Source organism: Streptomyces sp. NPDC050418, from assembly GCF_044458745.1.
In the GTDB taxonomy this organism is placed as follows: domain Bacteria; phylum Actinomycetota; class Actinomycetes; order Streptomycetales; family Streptomycetaceae; genus Streptomyces.
Genome location: NZ_JBITIG010000017.1, coordinates 19,978 through 36,535, shown reverse-complemented (window position 1 = coordinate 36,535; position 16,558 = coordinate 19,978). Strand labels below are relative to the sequence as shown.

The 16,558-nt window shown below is 70.8% G+C and carries 9 protein-coding genes; 6 read left to right on the top strand and 3 right to left on the bottom strand.

The window, feature by feature from the left end:
- Positions 1-15 precede the first annotated feature (15 nt).
- The 3 genes from ACIBI4_RS32630 to ACIBI4_RS32620 form a co-directional block, all read right to left on the bottom strand.
- On the bottom strand, positions 16-975 hold the full coding sequence (locus ACIBI4_RS32630; RefSeq protein ID WP_399207813.1) for an ROK family protein: 960 nt from the start codon (positions 973-975) through the stop codon (positions 16-18).
- Positions 976-1,125: 150 nt separating this feature from the next.
- Positions 1,126-2,181 (bottom strand): LacI family DNA-binding transcriptional regulator, encoded by a 1,056-nt coding sequence (locus ACIBI4_RS32625; protein ID WP_399207812.1) that lies wholly within the window; start codon positions 2,179-2,181, stop codon positions 1,126-1,128.
- Positions 2,178-6,599: an NEW3 domain-containing protein gene (locus tag ACIBI4_RS32620; RefSeq protein ID WP_399207811.1), complete on the bottom strand. Its 4,422-nt coding sequence runs from the start codon at positions 6,597-6,599 to the stop codon at positions 2,178-2,180. The genes ACIBI4_RS32625 and ACIBI4_RS32620 overlap by 4 nt, the downstream gene beginning before the upstream one ends.
- Before the next feature lie 194 nt (positions 6,600-6,793).
- Between ACIBI4_RS32620 and ACIBI4_RS32615 the strand changes: the two genes are divergently transcribed.
- The 6 genes from ACIBI4_RS32615 to ACIBI4_RS32590 are packed head-to-tail and all read left to right on the top strand — an operon-like array spanning position 6,794 to position 16,488.
- The gene (locus tag ACIBI4_RS32615; protein WP_399207810.1) at positions 6,794-8,098 is read left to right on the top strand and encodes an ABC transporter substrate-binding protein; all 1,305 of its coding nucleotides are present in this window, start codon (positions 6,794-6,796) and stop codon (positions 8,096-8,098) included.
- 25 nt (positions 8,099-8,123) lie between these two features.
- The gene (locus ACIBI4_RS32610; RefSeq protein WP_399207809.1) at positions 8,124-9,134 is read left to right on the top strand and encodes a carbohydrate ABC transporter permease; all 1,011 of its coding nucleotides are present in this window, start codon (positions 8,124-8,126) and stop codon (positions 9,132-9,134) included.
- Positions 9,131-10,003, top strand: coding sequence for a carbohydrate ABC transporter permease (locus tag ACIBI4_RS32605; RefSeq protein WP_399207808.1), 873 nt, complete (start codon positions 9,131-9,133; stop codon positions 10,001-10,003). The genes ACIBI4_RS32610 and ACIBI4_RS32605 overlap by 4 nt, the downstream gene beginning before the upstream one ends.
- Before the next feature lie 53 nt (positions 10,004-10,056).
- The gene (locus ACIBI4_RS32600; RefSeq protein ID WP_399207807.1) at positions 10,057-11,325 is read left to right on the top strand and encodes a glycosyl hydrolase; all 1,269 of its coding nucleotides are present in this window, start codon (positions 10,057-10,059) and stop codon (positions 11,323-11,325) included.
- A gap of 22 nt (positions 11,326-11,347) precedes the next feature.
- Complete coding sequence (locus ACIBI4_RS32595) at positions 11,348-13,417, top strand: endo-beta-N-acetylglucosaminidase (protein ID WP_399207806.1); 2,070 nt, start codon at positions 11,348-11,350, stop codon at positions 13,415-13,417.
- 50 nt (positions 13,418-13,467) lie between these two features.
- Entirely contained in the window at positions 13,468-16,488 is a 3,021-nt protein-coding gene (locus ACIBI4_RS32590) for an alpha-mannosidase (RefSeq protein WP_399207805.1), read from the top strand.
- Positions 16,489-16,558: the final 70 nt, after the last annotated feature.

Here is a 16,558-nt window from a genome sequence, read left to right as displayed (position 1 = left end):
CGGGCCCGCCGGGTCTCACGCGGGCGCGAGCTGCAGCGCCGCCGCGGCCGCGCCCACCAGGCCCGCATCCGTGCCCAGCGCCGCCGGGGTGAGTTCCAGATGCTGTACGAAGCCGAGGGCGGCGTACGTCTTCAAGTGGCGGCGCAGCGGCGCGAACAGGAGGTCGCCCGCGGCGGCCACGCCGCCGCCGATGACACACAGATCGATCTCCACGAGCGTGGCCGTCGCGGCGATACCCGCCGCGAGCGCCCGGCCCGCACGGTCGAAGGCCGCCAGCGCCCGTTCCTCGCCGGCCCGCGCGGCGACGGCCGCCGCCACCGCGTCGGGCAGCCCCGCGTGCCGGGCGATCGACGTACCGGACGCGACGATCTCCACACAGCCGCGGCTGCCGCACGGGCAGTCCTCGCCGTCGAGTTCGACACTGATGTGTCCGATGTGACCCGCGTTGCCGGTGGGTCCGGTGTGCAGCCGGCCGTCGAGCACGAGCCCGCCGCCGACCCCGGTGGACACCACCATGCACAGCGCATTGCGGTGCCCGCGCGCCGCGCCGAGCCAGTGCTCGGCCGCCGTCATCGCCACCCCGTCACCGACGAGCACCACCGGCACGGCCGCGCCCAGCCGGGCCAGCACCGCACGCGTACGGTCGACGACCGGATAGCCGCGCCAGGCACCGATGTTGACGGGGGACACCTCGCCGCGCGAGGCATCGACGGGCCCGGCACTGCCGATCCCGCAACGCCGCACCGAACCCCACTCGGGACGACCGGCGAGCTCGGCGACCACTTCCTCGACGGCGCCCATCACCTGATCCCCGTCACCGGTGCGCGGAGTCGCCCGCCGCGCACCCACCAGAACCCGCCCCGCCCCGTCCACGAGCGCCCCGGCGATCTTCGTCCCGCCGATGTCGATCGCAAGCGACAGCCCACTGGAGCCGGCGTCGGACGCGGCGGAGGGACGGATATCGAGGGTGGTCACGCGTGGTGCTCCAGTTCGTTTCAAGCCTCTGCGGCGATTGAGCAGATCTTTCAGCCCGGCCGGCGTTCGAGGCCATCCGAACGGAGTTCGGATGAGGGGGTCCGGGGGCGAAGCCCCCGGTCACCCGACAGGCACGGTACCCACAACCCCTCACCCTCCCTGCGGCACCCCCGTACTCTCCCGAGGCTCAAGATGCGGCAACTCCCCCTGGATACTCCGCACCGGCCCCCCATCGAGCCGCGCGAGCAACTCCGCCGCAGCCAACCGCCCGAACCCCGACGTATCCCTCACGAGCGCGGTGAGCCGAGGATGCGTCACGCGGCACAACGCCGAATCGTCCCAGGCCACGATCGACAACTCACCGGGCACCTTGATCCCACGCTCCGCCGCGACCGCCACCCCCGCGACCGCCATCACGTCGTTGTCGTACACGATCGCCGTCGGCGGCACGTCCTCGTCGAGCACCCGCCGCGTCGCCTCCGCACCCTCCGCGTCGGAGTAGTCCGTCGGCACCGAGCGGATCGCCGTGAGCCCGAGCCGCGCGGCCTCCGTCCGCAGCGATGTGATGCGGCGCTCGGTGTGCGCGAGCCCGGGCAGGCCCGCGACGTGGACGATATGCCGGTGTCCGAGGCCGTACAGATGGGCGAGCACGGAGGCCATGGCCGCCGAGTCGTCGGCCCAGACGGTCGACACCTGACGGCTGCCCTCCGCGGGCGCACCGATCAGCACGGACGTGAGCCCGAGGGAGTCGAGCAGTTCGGGCCGCGGGTCGTCGCTGCGCGGGTCGACGACGAGGACGCCGTCCACGCGCTTCTCGGCCCACCACCGCTTGTACACGGCGCATTCGGCCTCGATGTCCTCGACGACCTGGAACAGCAGCGCCACTTTGCGCGAGGCGAGCACTTCCTGGACGCCGGAGACGAGCTGGAGGAAGAACGACTCGACCCCGAGCGTGTGCGCGGGCCGCGCGAGGACCAGGCCCACGCACCCGGACCGCTCCCCGGACAGCGCGCGGGCCGCGCTGTTGGGCTGCCAGCCGAGGTCCTCGGCGACACGGTGGATCCGGTCCCGGGTGCCCTGCGACACCCCGGGCCGCCCGTTGAGCGCGAAGGAGACGGCGCTTTCGGAGACTCCGGCGCGGCGCGCGATGTCCTTGATGGTGGGCCTGCGCGCGGGGGTCGTCCCACCGTCGCTCTGCGGTGTCATGGTGTCTTCCCCTCCTGCGGTGCGGTGGCGTGCCCGGCCGCGTCCGACGGCCCGGGCCGCACGCGGACGGCCACGGCGGGTCCGTACGCGATGTGCCCTTGGCACACCGCTTTGATCAGGACCCAGTAGACACCGGGCGGGGTGTCCGCGGGCGGAGTCAGCCGGAACACGATCCGGGTCGCCGCCTGTCCGTCCACCCGCAGTGCGGTGCGCTGATCGGCGACGATCCGCCAACTGCCGTACGGCGACACGGCGAAGGCCTCGCCGTGCAGCGGGCTGCGCAGTCCGTTGCGCACCCGTACGGCGAGTTCGCCGACGTCCCCGGGCGTGAGTTCCACGGCTTCCGTCTCCGCCTCGACGCGCAGGCCCGGCGGCGGTACGGGCGCCGCGCCCGGCACGGTCACGGTGAGGCTGTCCTCGACCGCCCCTTCGGGACCGGTGGCGACGATCCGTACGAGATGGTCACCGGGCTCGGCACCAGGGGCGGGCTGCACGGTCAACGGCAGCCGGACGTGGCCGCCCGCCGTGATCCGTACGGAGTCGCGGGTCCAGGAAGCGGTCCAGCCCTCCGGCGCGTGCACGTCGATCTCGTGCTCCGAAGCGCCTTCGCCGCAGGGCTCGTTGGAGGTCATCGTGACCTCGGTGTGCAGCGCTTTCGCCGCCTCCATGGCGTACGGACGGACCTGCACCGAGTACGGGGCGTTGCCCAGCGGCGCCGTGCCGGTGTTGTGCAGCCAGTAGCGGCTGGGGACGGGCTGCACGGACTCGCGCCGCGACTGGGTCCCGGGCAGCGGTTCGGGGGTGAGGCGGAGCGTGGCGTATGCGTTGCCGTGCAGATCGAGCAGGTCACCGGGAGGGTTGGCCGCGGCCGCCTTGTCACCCGCGGAGGCCTCGAGCAGTCCGGTCCGCTCGGCGCCCACCGCCACCATCTCCCGGTACAGCGTCGCCCGTACCGCACGCCCCTGCGACTCGCGCAGCCGCAGCGCGAAGCCCTCGCCGTCCTCGGTCCTCTTCAGGGTCTCCACGAGCACCTGCCCGGCGGGTTCGACCGCGAGATGCGACATCGCGGCGGGCGCGGGTCCGTCGTGGAGTCCGCCGGCCACCGCGGTGAGCGGCTGGTTGAACTCCCGCCCTCTGCGGCCGAGATCGGCCTGCCGCCAGTCGCCCTGTGAGGCCACGAGCGCGTGCTCGAAGACATGCGTCCAGTGCTGCAGCTGGAACGAGCTGCCGTCCGGCGCGGTCCGCCGCGGCGGATCCATCCACTCGCCGGCGGGCCGCCCGGTGCACGAGCGCATCAGGGTGGAGTGCAGCCGGCCGTCCGCGTCGACGGCGAAGCTCGGGGTGCCGCGGACCAGCACACCGACCGTGCGGTCCTCGAAGCTCCCGTCGGTGCCGGGATCCAGCGGCCGCACGGCGGTCAGCTTCCCGTCCCGTACGACCTGTTCGGCCAGTGCTGCCAGGGCGTCAAGGTCGACCAGGACCGCCACCGGCAGATCCCGTACCCCCGTGAGATCACAGCCCGGCTGCCACACCTCGCGGAGCGCCTTGCGTGCGGGCACCCAGACGACGGGCGCCGCGCCGGACCGTACGGCCTCGGTGAACTCGGGTCCGGCGTCGGCGAGGACGGCCGCCGTGAACGCGTTGACGTCCGGACCGCCGATCGCGATACGGAAGTCGGGAAGGCTGCTGTCCACCGCGAGATCGCCCCAGCGAGGGCCGTGGGCGCGGGTCGGTGTCGTGGTGACGCCGTGCTGTACGAGGGCGGTGACAAGGTCGCGCAGGGGGTCGGCGTCGTCGTCCGCGGGCCGTCCGTAGCCGGGAAGTCCGGCGTCCGGCAGCACGATCTCGCCCGCGCCGAGCGGGCGTTGCCCGTCGCCGAGGTCCACGCGGAACGTGGAGGAGAGGGCGAACCAGTTCAGGCACGGGGTGTCGAGGGTCCAGGGCGCGCGGGTGTGGTCCGTCCCGGTGTCGGTCCCGGGGAACGCGAACCCGCGGCCGACCGCGGCCGCCGCCGTCTCCGCCACCGGCAACGCGCCCGGCACATCGGCCGGGATCCGCAGCCGGAGCAGCTGATCGCTGCCGTCGAACTCGTCGACCCGCGTGGTGAGTTCGACGCGGTCGAGGCCGTCCCACAGGGTGGTCGTACGGGTCCAGCGCACCGGCCCCGTACGGCCGCTCGCGACGATCCGTGCCCCGAGCGGGCTCCGCTCGACGCTCACCGACGCGGCCGGCGCCTCGCCGGAACCCACCCCCGGCCCCTTTGGCAGCAGATGCCAGGGGCCTTCCTCGAAGAAGGGGTGGGCCGCGTACTCGTCCTGCACGACCAGCTCGTCCACCGCGCCCGGCGTGAGGAGTTCGCGCCCCGCCCGCCGATCGGTGACCCGGCTCAGACCGCCGCCGCGCGCGGGATCGGCCTCGACGACGAACGCCTCGTTGGCGATCCGGGGCGCGTCCCCCTCCGTCCGGGGCGCCGTGGCGACCCACCCGCCGGACACCGGCCCGTCCGCCCGCACCAGCCACCACGTCCGATGCCCGAGCGACGGCACCACCCGCGCGAGGAACGCCACATGCGCCACCCCGTCGTGCACCCGCTCGACCAGCACCGGCGCGGGCGGACGGCCGGTCTCGTCGCGCACCCCGATCCACGCCGCGTCCTCGAGACCGAGCGCGTCCAGCGCGACCTCGGTGCGCACCACGTCGGTGCGCACCCAGGAGACCGGGTTGAACACCGTCACGGCCACCGCAACGCCGCTGCCCGGAGCGGCCTTGTCCACCACGGGCGCCCGCGTGTCCACCAGTTCCGTCCACGTGGCGAGCGCGGACTCCCGCACGGACGCGGCGAGTTCGTACGCCTCGCGCCACGTCGGCAGCAGATCCAGATACACCTGGTCCGAGAACGTGCCCGTCACCGCGTCGTGGTGCGCGGCGTGCAGCAGATGCCGCCACGCCTTGTCCAGGGCGTCCTTCGGATACGGGATCAGCGTGAGGCCGTGCACGAGCGACGCCCAGGTCTCCGCCTCCTGGACCAGGTACTCCGCCGCCCGGTGCGCCTGCTTCACATCGGCGTACGTGACGTCCTTGCCGGTGTAGACCGGCCCCATCTCCCGCGTCACGGGCAGCGGCCGCTCCCCGCGCGAGGCCAGCTCCGCCCGTACGGCGGCGAAGTGCTCGCGCGGGCCGGAGTGCTCCATGCGCGGCCACGTGTAGCGCCGGTTCCACGCGTGCTGGACGTCAAGGCCCCACGGGTGCGGCCAGGAGAAGTCCGTCCCCATCGGGATCAGCACGTTGCGGGTCGCCGCACCCGTCCGCAACAGCTCGTACAGCGCCAGGAGTTGCTCGCCGGCGGCCTCCGCGGACTCCGCCTTGTGCGAGAACCAGCCCGCCGAGTAGTGCGCGGGCAGATAGTGCAGCAGCAGCCCGCCCCCGTCCGGGCCGAGCCAGTCGTACTCGGCGGGCAGCTGCATCGTGCTCGGCGGGCGCAGCGCCTCGCCCCAGGTGTCCATCATCGGACCCCACTGATGGTGCGGTCCGCGCGCGAACACCGCCGAGTCGAGGCCCGCGTCCGCCATCAGCGACGGGAACGACGGGTCGTGCCCGAAGACGTCGAGCTGCCAGGCCGTGCGCGGATCGCCGCCGATGACATCGCGGTGGAAGCCGAGCCCGTGCACCGCGCTGCGAACGGTGGTCTCGGCGGTGGTGAGGTTGGTGGACGGCTCGTTGTACGTCCCGCCGACGATCTCCAGACGGCCCTCGCGGATCAACTTCCGTATCTCGTCACGGTGTTCAGGGTGCGTGTCCCAGAACGGCTTCAGGTAGTCGATCTCCGAGAGCACGAAGCGGTACGCGGGATCGTCGGCCGCCTGCTGCAGATGCAGCGGTACGAGGGTGAAGGCCGGGACGCCCGTGTACTCCCAGCCCTTCTCCGGTTCGCCCTCGCGCTGCGGAGTGTCCCAGAGCGCCGTGTACGCGGCCTGCGTGTTCCACCACATCGGGTCGTAATGGAAATGCGGGACGAGCCGGACGGTCCAGCCGGGCTCGGCGACGGTCAGCTCGAAGGGGTACGAGGCGAGCAGCCGGCCGTCCGCGGCGTGCACCCGTGCCGTGGCCGGGAGCCGGTCGCCCGGAGTTCCGCCCGTGCGCACAGGTACCTCGGCACACGAGGTCAGCGACTGCCGTGCGACGCCCCCGAGTTCGGCCTTCGCGTCGACCCCGGCGTACGCCTCGGCCGTGTCGGCGCGCACGAGGCGCGGCCGCGGCGTGGTCACATCCGGGCCGGTGACGGAGATCCGCAGCGGGCCCGCAGGGCGGGTGCGGCCCAGGTGGACGCGGACGACCTGCAGCGGATCGCTCTGCTCGCCCGTGAACAGGGCCGGCGTGTCGACACCGCTGACATGGACGGCGTGAACCTGGTCCGGCACGGGGGGAGTTCCTTCCGTCGGCGCTGACGTGACGTTATTACCTAAACCGCATTAGTGATCACACAGTGAACGCTGTCCGGCGGCGGTGTCAAGCACGAGTATTCAGCGAGATGGCAGCGAGGTGTTGACATGAGCTAAACCGCATTAGTAGAAATTCGGTTGTCGTATTCGGTCCGAGCAAAGGAGCCCCGGCCATGCGGATATCCCGTCGCGTCGCCACTGCCACCGCCTTCGCGGTCACCTCAGCCCTTGTCGTCACGGCCTGCGGAGGTACCGGATCCGGCGGCGACGGGAACAGCGGGTCCACCGGCAAGATCGAGGGCACGGTCAAGTTCCAGACGTGGAACCTGAAGACGAACTTCAAGGACTACTTCGAGGGCGTCATCGACGGCTTCGAGAAGAAGTACCCGGACGTCGAGGTCGAGTGGATCGACCAGCCCGCCGAGGGCTACGCGGACAAGCTCAGCGCGGACGCCACCGCCGGCACCCTGCCCGACGTCGTGAACGTCGCCCCCGACCTCGCCACCCCGCTCGCCAAGGCCGGCCTCGCGCTCAACCTCGACGAGGACAAGGCCGCCGCGAAGTTCAAGGGCGAGTACCTCGAAGGCGCCTGGAAGGGCCACGAGATGCCGGGCGAGACCGGCACGTACGCCTTCCCCTGGTACCTGAACACCGGCCCGATGTTCTACAACAAGAAGCTCTTCAAGGAGGCGGGGCTCGATGCCGAGAAGCCCCCGACCTCGTACGACCAGCTCTTCGAGGACTCGCTGAAGATGGCGAAGAACAGCAACGGCAAGATCGCCATGCTGTCCAACGCCCCCGCCATCGAGGACTTCGGGCGCTACGGCGTGCCGCTGATGAACGAGGACAAGACCAAGTTCACGTTCAACGACGCCAAGGGTGTCGAGCTCGTCGAGAAGTACAAGGAGCTCTTCGAGGAGGGTGCGCTCGACGAGCAGGCGCTGACCGCCGTCGCCGAGTCCTCGGGCCGCAAGTTCCAGCAGCAGCAGATCGCCATGAACCCGGGCAGTGCGCACGACCTGGAGACGTACAAGAAGGAGGCCCCGAGCCTCTACAAGAACATCGGCATCACGCCCGCGGTCAACAACACGGGCAAGGACAACATGTACGTCCAGGGCCTGATGGTGAACGCCCAGTCCAAGGTCAAGCCCGCCGCGATCGAGTTCGCGCACTGGGTGACGAACGCCGCGAACCAGGAGAAGTTCGGCCAGGAAGTGGCGGTCTTCCCGTCCACCAAGGGCAGCCTCGACAGCGACTTCTACACCAAGGACGACGGCACCGACGAGGGCCGCGTGCGCGTGGCCGCCGCCGAGGCCCTGAAGACCGCCGTCAACTACACCCCGGTGGTCTTCACCGAGCAGATGAAGACGGTCCTCAAGAACGAGGTCGCCAAGGCGATGCAGGGCAAGAAGTCCGCGAAGCAGGCCATGGACGACGCGGTCGCCGAGTGCGACAAGCTGCTGCAGCAGGCCGGCTGACCGGGCGCCCTGAGGACCGTACGTCATGAGTGACACGTCGACGAGGAACGGTGGGCCGGTCGCGAAGACCGGGCCGGCCACCGCGGCCTCGCTCCCCGGCGCCCGTGCCGCCGCCGCTGCCGGTGGTGGCCCGGGCCGTCCGGGCTCGCCCAAGAGGCGCCGCATCCGTACGCATCTGCCGAGCACACCCTGGCTGTTCCTGCTGCCGGGTTTCGCGGTCATCGGCTCGTTCGTGCTCTTCCCGTTCTTCTCGACGGTGTCGAGCTCGTTCACGGACCAGCGGCCGCTGGTCGCGGGCAAGTACGTGGGCGGCGCCAACTACCAGGAGCTGTGGCACGACGAGAAGTTCTGGATCGCGCTGCGCAACAGCCTGCTGTACATCGTGGGCGTCGTACCGCCGCTCGTCCTGCTGCCGCTGCTCCTCGCGATGCTGGTGCACCGCTATCTGCCGGGTATCTCGTTCTTCCGTTCCGCGTTCTACCTGCCGGTCGTGGCCTCCGCTGTCGTGGTCGGCGTGATGTGGAACTGGATGCTGGAGGACCGGGGTCTGATCAACGCCGTCCTCAGCACGATCGACGTCGGGCCCATCGGCTTCCTGAGCGACCAGTGGCTGCTGCTCATCAGCGCCATGATGGTCACGGTGTGGAAGGGCCTCGCCTACTACATGATCATTTACATGGCGGCCCTCGGTAACGTGCCCAAGGAGCTGCATGAAGCGGCGGCCATGGACGGGGCGGGTGCGGTCCGCCGCTTCGTCTCCGTGACCGTGCCGGCTGTGCGCTCCACGATGGTGCTCGTCGCCGCGCTGTCCTCGGTCAACGCCTTCAAGGTCTTCACCGAGGTCTATCTGCTCGCGGGCAAGGACGGCGGCCCCGGCGGCGAGGACAACACCCTCGTCATGCTGATCAAGCAGACAGGTATCGGGCTCGACGGTCGCGTCGGCTACGCCTCCGCGATCTCGGTCGTCGTCTTCGTGCTCACGCTCGGGCTGATGCTGCTTGTGCTCAAGGCGGACAAGAAGGAGAAGGACGCATGAGCGCGCAGACCATGAAGGACAAGTTCCTCGCCGACGGCGGCCGTCGGCCGCCCGCGTGGAAGCTCGTACTGCGGTACCTGCTCCTGCTCGTGGTGTTCGCGGTCATGGTCGGCCCCTTCCTGTGGCAGCTGTCCACCTCCCTCAAGGGACCGAACGAGGACATCTTCAGCTATCCGCCGAAGCTGCTTCCCTCGGACTGGACCTTCGCCAACTACAGCAAGGTCGCCGACCTCATCCCGGTCTGGGACTTCGCGCTCAATTCGCTGAAGGTGGCCGTCGCCAACGTCCTCACCAACGTGGTGGGCGCCGCGCTGGCCGGATACGCCCTGGCCCGGCTGAGGTTCAGGGGACGCAGACTCGCCACGCTCGCCTTCGTGATGGCGATGCTGGTTCCCGTCGAGTCGATCCTCATCGCCCAGTTCATGACGATGCGGGAGCTCGGCCTCAACAACACCCTGACCGGTGTGCTCCTGCCGGCCTGCGTCGGTGCGCTCAATGTGCTCCTGATGCGCAACGCGTTCTCCAACATCCCGTACGAGATCGAAGAGGCCGCCTTCGTCGACGGCGCCAACGCCTGGCAGCGCTTCACCAGGATCGCGCTGCCGGCGGTCAAGGGCACCCTTGCGGTCGTCGCGATCTTCGCCTTCATGGGCGCCTGGGACGACTTCCTGTGGCCGCTGATCGTGCTGAGCGACCAGTCCAATTACACGCTCACCGTCGGCCTCGACTATCTGCACGGCACGTTCGCGAACAACCAGCGCCTCGTGGCGGCCGGCTCGATCATCGCCGTCGCACCCCTGATCGCCCTGTTCGCCTGTCTGCAGCGCTACTTCTTCCGCGGCGTGGGTGAGGGCGCGGTCAAGGGCTGACCTTCCTCCGCGCGACCACCCACCCCTTGCACGCTCGCAACGCTAGGACCCCCATGCCCGACGCTGCCCGCACGCACCGCACCCCGCGGTTCGGCGCCAACTACACCCCCACCCAAGGCTGGTTCCACCACTGGCTCGACTTCGACCTCGACGCCGTGCGCGCCGATCTCGACTCCATTGCCGGGCTCGGGCTCGACCACATCCGGGTCTTCCCGCTGTGGCCGCTGTTCCAGCCCAACCGGACCCTGATCCGCCCACGCGCCGTCGAGCAGCTCGTGCAGCTTGCGGACGCGGCGGCCGAGCGCGGGCTCGATGTCAACGTGGACGGTCTGCAGGGGCACTTGTCGAGCTTCGACTTCCTGCCGGCCTGGACGCAGACCTGGCACCGGCGGAACATCTTCGCCGACCCGGAGGTGATCTCGGGCCAGGAGGAGTACCTGCGCACCCTCGCCGCCGCACTCGCCGACCGGCCGAACTTCCTCGGCATGACCATCGGCAACGAGATCAACCAGTTCTCGCACGACCCGCACCCCGACCCGGACCGTATCTCCCATGAGCAGGCGGCCACTTGGCTGGAGCGCATGATCGCCGCGTGCGAGGCGGGCGCGCCCGGGAAGTTCCATCTGCACGCCGAGTACGACGCCGCCTGGTACCACGACGCGCACCCCTTCACCCCGGCCCAGGCCGCCCGGATCGGCGGGGCGACCGCCGTGCACTCGTGGGTGTTCAACGGGACGGCCCAGCGCCACGGGCGTACGGGAACGGCCACCGAACACCACGCCGCGTACATGATCGAACTGGCCCGCGCCTGGCACACGGACCCGGCCCGCCCCGTCTGGCTGCAGGAGGTCGGCGCCCCCGCGCCGCACATCCCTGAGGAGCACGCCGCGCACTTCACCGAGCGGACCATCGCCAACGCGCTCGACTGCACCGACGTGTGGGGCGTGACCTGGTGGTGCTCGCACGATGTCTCGCGCGAACTGTCCGATTTCCCCGAACTCGAGTACAGCCTCGGCCTGTTGACGAACGAGCGGGAGGTCAAGCCGGCCGGCGCGGAGATCGCGCGGATCGTCAAGGAGTGGTCCGGCAGGGAGTACGCGCCCGCTCCCCGTACGACCGCACTCGTCCTCGACACGGGGGACACCGTCGCCTCCCCGCAGCGCGCGCTCTGCGGTCCCGGCGGCGCCTTCTTCGAGGCCTGGCACCGCCTGACGGCCCAGGGCGTGCGCCCCGCCGTGGTGCTGGCCGAGCACGAGCACGACAAGGAGCACCTGGCCGCGCGCGGGATCACCGCGACGGTCGCCCCCACCGAGGTCGACTGACCCCTCAGAGGAGCATCCTGCAATGACGCAGTCCCGCCCCACCCCTCGGATACGCCCCGCCTCCGGTACCCGCCCCACCCGTCGCACCGTCGTCCTGGGCTCGGCGGCCGCCGCGGCCGCGCTCATCGCTCCCACCGCCGCCGCCCACGCGGCTGCGGGCGCGGGCCGCAAGAAGGCGGCCGGTGACCTCCAGCCGTACGCCTCCTACTGGTTCCCCGACTCGCTGCCCACCGGCACCCCCGACCCGGGCGCCGTCTGGCGCTCCCTGAAGGCCTGGGACCCGGCGACGGACGCGGACCTCGCGTTCAACCGCTCCACCGTGCCGCTCGCCGAGCGCTTCACACCGGTCGCCGTGAACACGACGGCCCGCGCGGGCCAGGGCAGAATCTCCTCCCTCGTCTCCTTCCACCCCACCGCGGGCAACCCCTCGCAGGGCCACGCCACAGCCGACTACTACGCGCTCACGCACTGGGCGTACATCGACGAACTCGTCTTCTGGGGCGGCTCCTCCGGCGAGGGCATCATCCTCGCGCCCAACGCCCCGGTCGTGGACGCCGCGCACCGCAACGGCGTGCCCGTCATCGGCAACATCTTCCTGCCGCCCGTCGCGTACGGCGGGCAGCTGCAGTGGACCCGCGACCTCGTGCAGCAGGACGCGCTCGGCCGCTTCCCGCTCGCCGAGAAGCTCGTCCAGGTCGCCACGTCGTACGGCTTCGACGGCTGGTTCGTGAACACCGAGACCGACGGCGGGGACGCGGCACTCGGCGCGCGGATGCTGGCTTTCCTCAAGGAACTGAAGCGGCTCGGCTCGGCGAAGGGGCTGCGGATCACCTGGTACGACTCGATGGTCCACAACGGCTCGATCCGCTGGCAGGACGCCCTCAACTCCGAGAACAAGGACTTCTTCCTGGCCTCGGACACGATGTTCCTCAACTTCAACTGGACCACCGCGGACCTGAGTTCGTCAGGTGCTCTCGCCCAGGACCTAGACCGTGACCGCTACGAGCTGTGGGCGGGCGTCGACACCGAGGCGAACGGCTGGAACAAGGCGGTCGACTGGGACGCCCTGTTCCCGTCCGGCGCCGAGCACGTCACCTCGCTCGGCTTCTACCGGCCCGAGTGGACCCGCAACCATCTGCCGGAGGGCCGCACCCCCGAGCAGTTCCACGCGGCCGACGACCAGTTCTGGACCGGCACCTCACTCGACCCGTCGCGCCCGTCCACCGGGACGTGGCGCGCGCCCGCGAGCGCCGTCGCCGATCAGTCGACGGTCACGTCCCTCCCGTTCGGCTGCTCATTCAACACCGGCCACGGACTCAAGTGGTACGAGGACGGGGCGCCCCGTTCCGCGGCCGCCTGGAACCAGCTCGGCCTCCAGGACGTGCTGCCCGGCCGTCGCTGGGTCGTCCGCACCACGGGCGCCCGCCCGTCGGTGACCCTCGACTTCGCGGACGCGTGGCGCGGCGGTTCCTCGGTCCTCGTCGACGGAACCCTGGACGCCCCGGTCGTCCTCGAACTGCACGCCACCCGGCTGCCGTTGAGCGCGGACACCGTCGTACGGCTCGCGCAGCGTGCGGTGTCCGGTGCGGTGCGGGTCGAGCTGGGGGTGGCACTCCAGGAGCCGTCCGCGGCCGGCGAACCGCTCACGTACTCCTTCCTCGCGGCGGGCGAGGCGGGCGCCGGCTGGTCCACGGCGGCCGTGCGCCTCGCGTCCCTTGGCACCGGCACGATCCACGGTCTGGCGGTGCGGCTCACGGGCACCGGGGCCGTGAAGTGGCGGCTCGGCGGACTGCTCGTGCAGAACGGGGAGGAGACGGTCGCCGCGCCCAGCGGCCTGAAGGTCGACCAGGTCTCCGGGGACGGCCAGTTCCGCCTCTCCTGGCGGGCCGCCTCCGCTCCCGTACGCCATTACGAGCTGTACCGCGTGCTCCCCGACGGCACGAAGCGGTTCCTGACCGGGACCTGTGCGACCGCCGCGTATGTGAAGGGCCTCACGGCCGAGCAGGGTGAGAAGAAGGTCACCTTCGAAGTACGGTCGGCCGGAGAGGTCTACACCACCTCTGCGGCCGTGAGCACGACCCACCCCTGGTAATCCCTGGCAATCCCGCACCACCGCTCCCTCAAGGAAGTTGGAGTCCCCTCATGCACGACGACCGCGCCCTCGTAGAGGCCCGCCTCAAGCGCGTACTCGAAGAGCGCATCCGTCCCGCCGTCTACCCCGCGTCCGTGCCGCTCACGGTCGAGGCCTGGACCGCGCCCGGCGAGCCCGTGCCGGTCGAGGAGGGTCTGGCCGCCGTTCACGAACCGGTGGCGGTCGGCGACGCATGGGGGGCTCCGTGGGCCACGACCTGGTTCAAGGTGACCGGCGAGGTGCCCGCGGAATGGGCCGGCCGGACCGTGGAGGCCGTGCTCGACCTCGGCTTCGACGAGCGGATGCCCGGCTTCCAGTGCGAGGCGCTCGTCTACACCCCGGCCGGTGAGCCGCTGAAGGCCGTCAACCCGCGCAACCAGTGGGTGCGCGTGGGGGACCTGGTCGCCGGGGGCGAGCGGGTCGAGTGGCACCTCGAAGCCGCCTCGAACCCCGTCCTCCTCGGCGACAAGCCCTTCCGTCCGACGCAGCTCGGCGACAAGGACACCGCGGGCTCCGAGCCGCAGTACCGCCTGGAGCGCATGGACCTCGCGGTCTTCGACCGTGAAGTCTGGGAGCTCATCGCCGACCTCGAAGTGCTCGGCGAGCTGATGGAGGAACTCTCCGTCGAGAGCGGGCGCCGCTACGAGATCCTGCGCGCGGTCAACCGCTGCCTCGACGCGATCGACCTCCAGGACGTCAACGGCACCGCCGCCACGGCTCGTACGCTCCTGGTGGACGTCCTGGCGGCGCCCGCCGACGCCTCGGCGCACCGCATCAGCGCCGTCGGGCACGCGCACATCGACTCGGCGTGGCTGTGGCCGCTGCGGGAGACGGTGCGCAAGGTGGCCCGTACGACCTCCAACATGACGAACCTCCTGGAGACCGAGGAGGAGTTCGTCTACGGGATGTCGCAGGCGCAGCAGTACGCCTGGATCAAGGAGCACCGGCCCGAGGTATACGCCAAGGTCAAGAAGGCGGTTGCCGAGGGGCGGTTCGTCCCGGCGGGCGGCATGTGGGTCGAGTCCGACACCAACATGCCGGGCTCGGAGGCGATGGCCCGGCAGTTCGTGCACGGCAAGCGCTTCTTCCTCGACGAGTTCGGCATCGAGAACGACGAGGCGTGGCTGCCCGACACCTTCGGCTTCGCGGGCGGTCTGCCGCAGATCATCAAGGCGGCGGGCTCGAAATGGCTGCTGACCCAGAAGATCTCCTGGTCGCAGATCAACAAGTTCCCGCACCACACCTTCAACTGGGAGGGCATCGACGGGACGCGGATCTTCACGCACTTCCCGCCGGTGGACACGTACAACTGCTCCATGCTGGGCCGCGAAATCGCCCATGCCGCACGGAACTTCAAGGACAAGGGCGTCGCGAAGCACTCGCTCGCGCCGACCGGCTGGGGCGACGGCGGGGGCGGCACCACGCGCGAGATGATCGCGAAGGCGCGCCGGATGAAGGACCTGGAGGGCTCGGCGCAGGTCGTCTGGGAGAAGCCGGCCGACTTCTTCGCGAAGGCCGAGGCGGAGTACCCCGAGCCGCCCGTCTGGGTCGGCGAGCTCTACCTGGAACTCCACCGCGCCACGCTCACCAGCCAGGCCAAGACCAAGCAGGGCAACCGGCGCTCCGAGCACCTGCTGCGCGAGGCGGAGCTGTGGGCGGCGACGGCGGCCGTGCGTTCGGGCTTCGCGTACCCCTACGCCGATCTGGACCGCATCTGGAAGACGGTCCTGCTCCACCAGTTCCACGACATCCTGCCGGGGTCGTCGATCGCGTGGGTGCACCGCGAGGCGGAGGCGACGTATGCGCGTCTCGCGTCGGAGCTCGAAGTGATCATCGCCGCTGCCCAGAAGTCCCTGGCCGGCAACGGCGACCGCGAGCTGGTCTTCAACGCGGCCACGCACACCCGCTCCGGGGTGGCCGCGGGTGGCGCGGGTGCGCCTTCCGTGGACGGCTCGGTGAGCCTCGCCGCCCGTGCCGGAGGCGGCTTCGTCCTCGACAACGGGCTGCTGCGGATCGAACTCGACGCGCGCGGTCTCGTCGTCTCCGCGTACGACATTGCGGCGGAGCGCGAGACGATCGCCCCGGGGGCGGCGGCCAACCTCCTGCAGATCCACCCGGACTTCCCGAACATGTGGGACGCCTGGGACGTCGACGAGTTCTACCGCAACGTGGTCACGGATCTGACGGACGTGGACTCCGTACGCGTCGTGTCCGAGACGGCCGCCGGGGTGTCCGTCGAGATCGTCCGCTCCTTCGGCGCCTCGAAGGTGACGCAGGTGCTCTCCCTCCTCGCCGGCGAGAAGCGCCTGGACATCGACACGGAGGTGGACTGGCACGAGACGGAGAAGTTCCTCAAGGCGGCCTTCCCGCTCGACCTCCACGCGGACCGGTACGCCTCGGAAACCCAGTTCGGCCACCTCTACCGCCCCACCCACACCAACACATCCTGGGAAGCGGCCAAGTTCGAGGCCTGCAACCACCGCTTCGTACACCTGGAGGAGCCCGGCTTCGGTGTCGCGCTCGTCAACGACTCCACGTACGGCCACGACGTGACGCGTGACGTGCGCCCTGACGGAGGCACGACCACGACGCTCCGCGCCTCCCTCCTGCGCGCCCCCCGCTTCCCGGACCCGGAAACCGACCAGGGCATCCACCGCTTCCGCCACGCACTCGCCCCGGGCACCACAGTGGTCGACGCGGTCCGCGAGGGCTACCGCATCAACCTGCCGGAACGCCACGTCACGGGTTCCGCCGAGGTGGCGCCCCTGTTCACGGTGGCCTCGGACGCGGTCGCGGTGAGCGCGGTCAAGCTGGCGGACGACGGCTCGGGCGATGTGGTGGTCCGCGTGTACGAGGCGGCGGGGGCACGGGCGCGTACGGCGCTGCGGGTGGGACTCGACGCCACGTCGGCCGTCGCCACGGACCTCCTGGAACGCCCGCTCGCCGGCGCCCCGACGCAGACGGTGACGGACGGCGAAGTATCCCTGTCGCTGCGCCCGTTCGAACTGGTTACGCTGCGCTTCACGCGCTGATCGTGCAAGGCGAGCGCCGGGCGGCCGTGTGGGGCGGCCCGGCGCCCGGCGTTCGGCCGGGGGAGGGGGA

Excerpts from the sequence above, each read along its gene's own strand:
- ACIBI4_RS32595 (WP_399207806.1), top strand. The coding sequence starts at position 11,348 with ATGACGCAGTCCCGCCCCACCCCTCGGATACGCCCCGCCTCCGGTACC.
- ACIBI4_RS32615 (WP_399207810.1), top strand. The coding sequence starts at position 6,794 with ATGCGGATATCCCGTCGCGTCGCCACTGCCACCGCCTTCGCGGTCACC.
- ACIBI4_RS32625 (WP_399207812.1), bottom strand. The coding sequence starts at position 2,181 with ATGACACCGCAGAGCGACGGTGGGACGACCCCCGCGCGCAGGCCCACC.
- ACIBI4_RS32600 (WP_399207807.1), top strand. The coding sequence starts at position 10,057 with ATGCCCGACGCTGCCCGCACGCACCGCACCCCGCGGTTCGGCGCCAAC.
- ACIBI4_RS32590 (WP_399207805.1), top strand. The coding sequence starts at position 13,468 with ATGCACGACGACCGCGCCCTCGTAGAGGCCCGCCTCAAGCGCGTACTC.
- ACIBI4_RS32605 (WP_399207808.1), top strand. The coding sequence starts at position 9,131 with ATGAGCGCGCAGACCATGAAGGACAAGTTCCTCGCCGACGGCGGCCGT.
- ACIBI4_RS32610 (WP_399207809.1), top strand. The coding sequence starts at position 8,124 with ATGAGTGACACGTCGACGAGGAACGGTGGGCCGGTCGCGAAGACCGGG.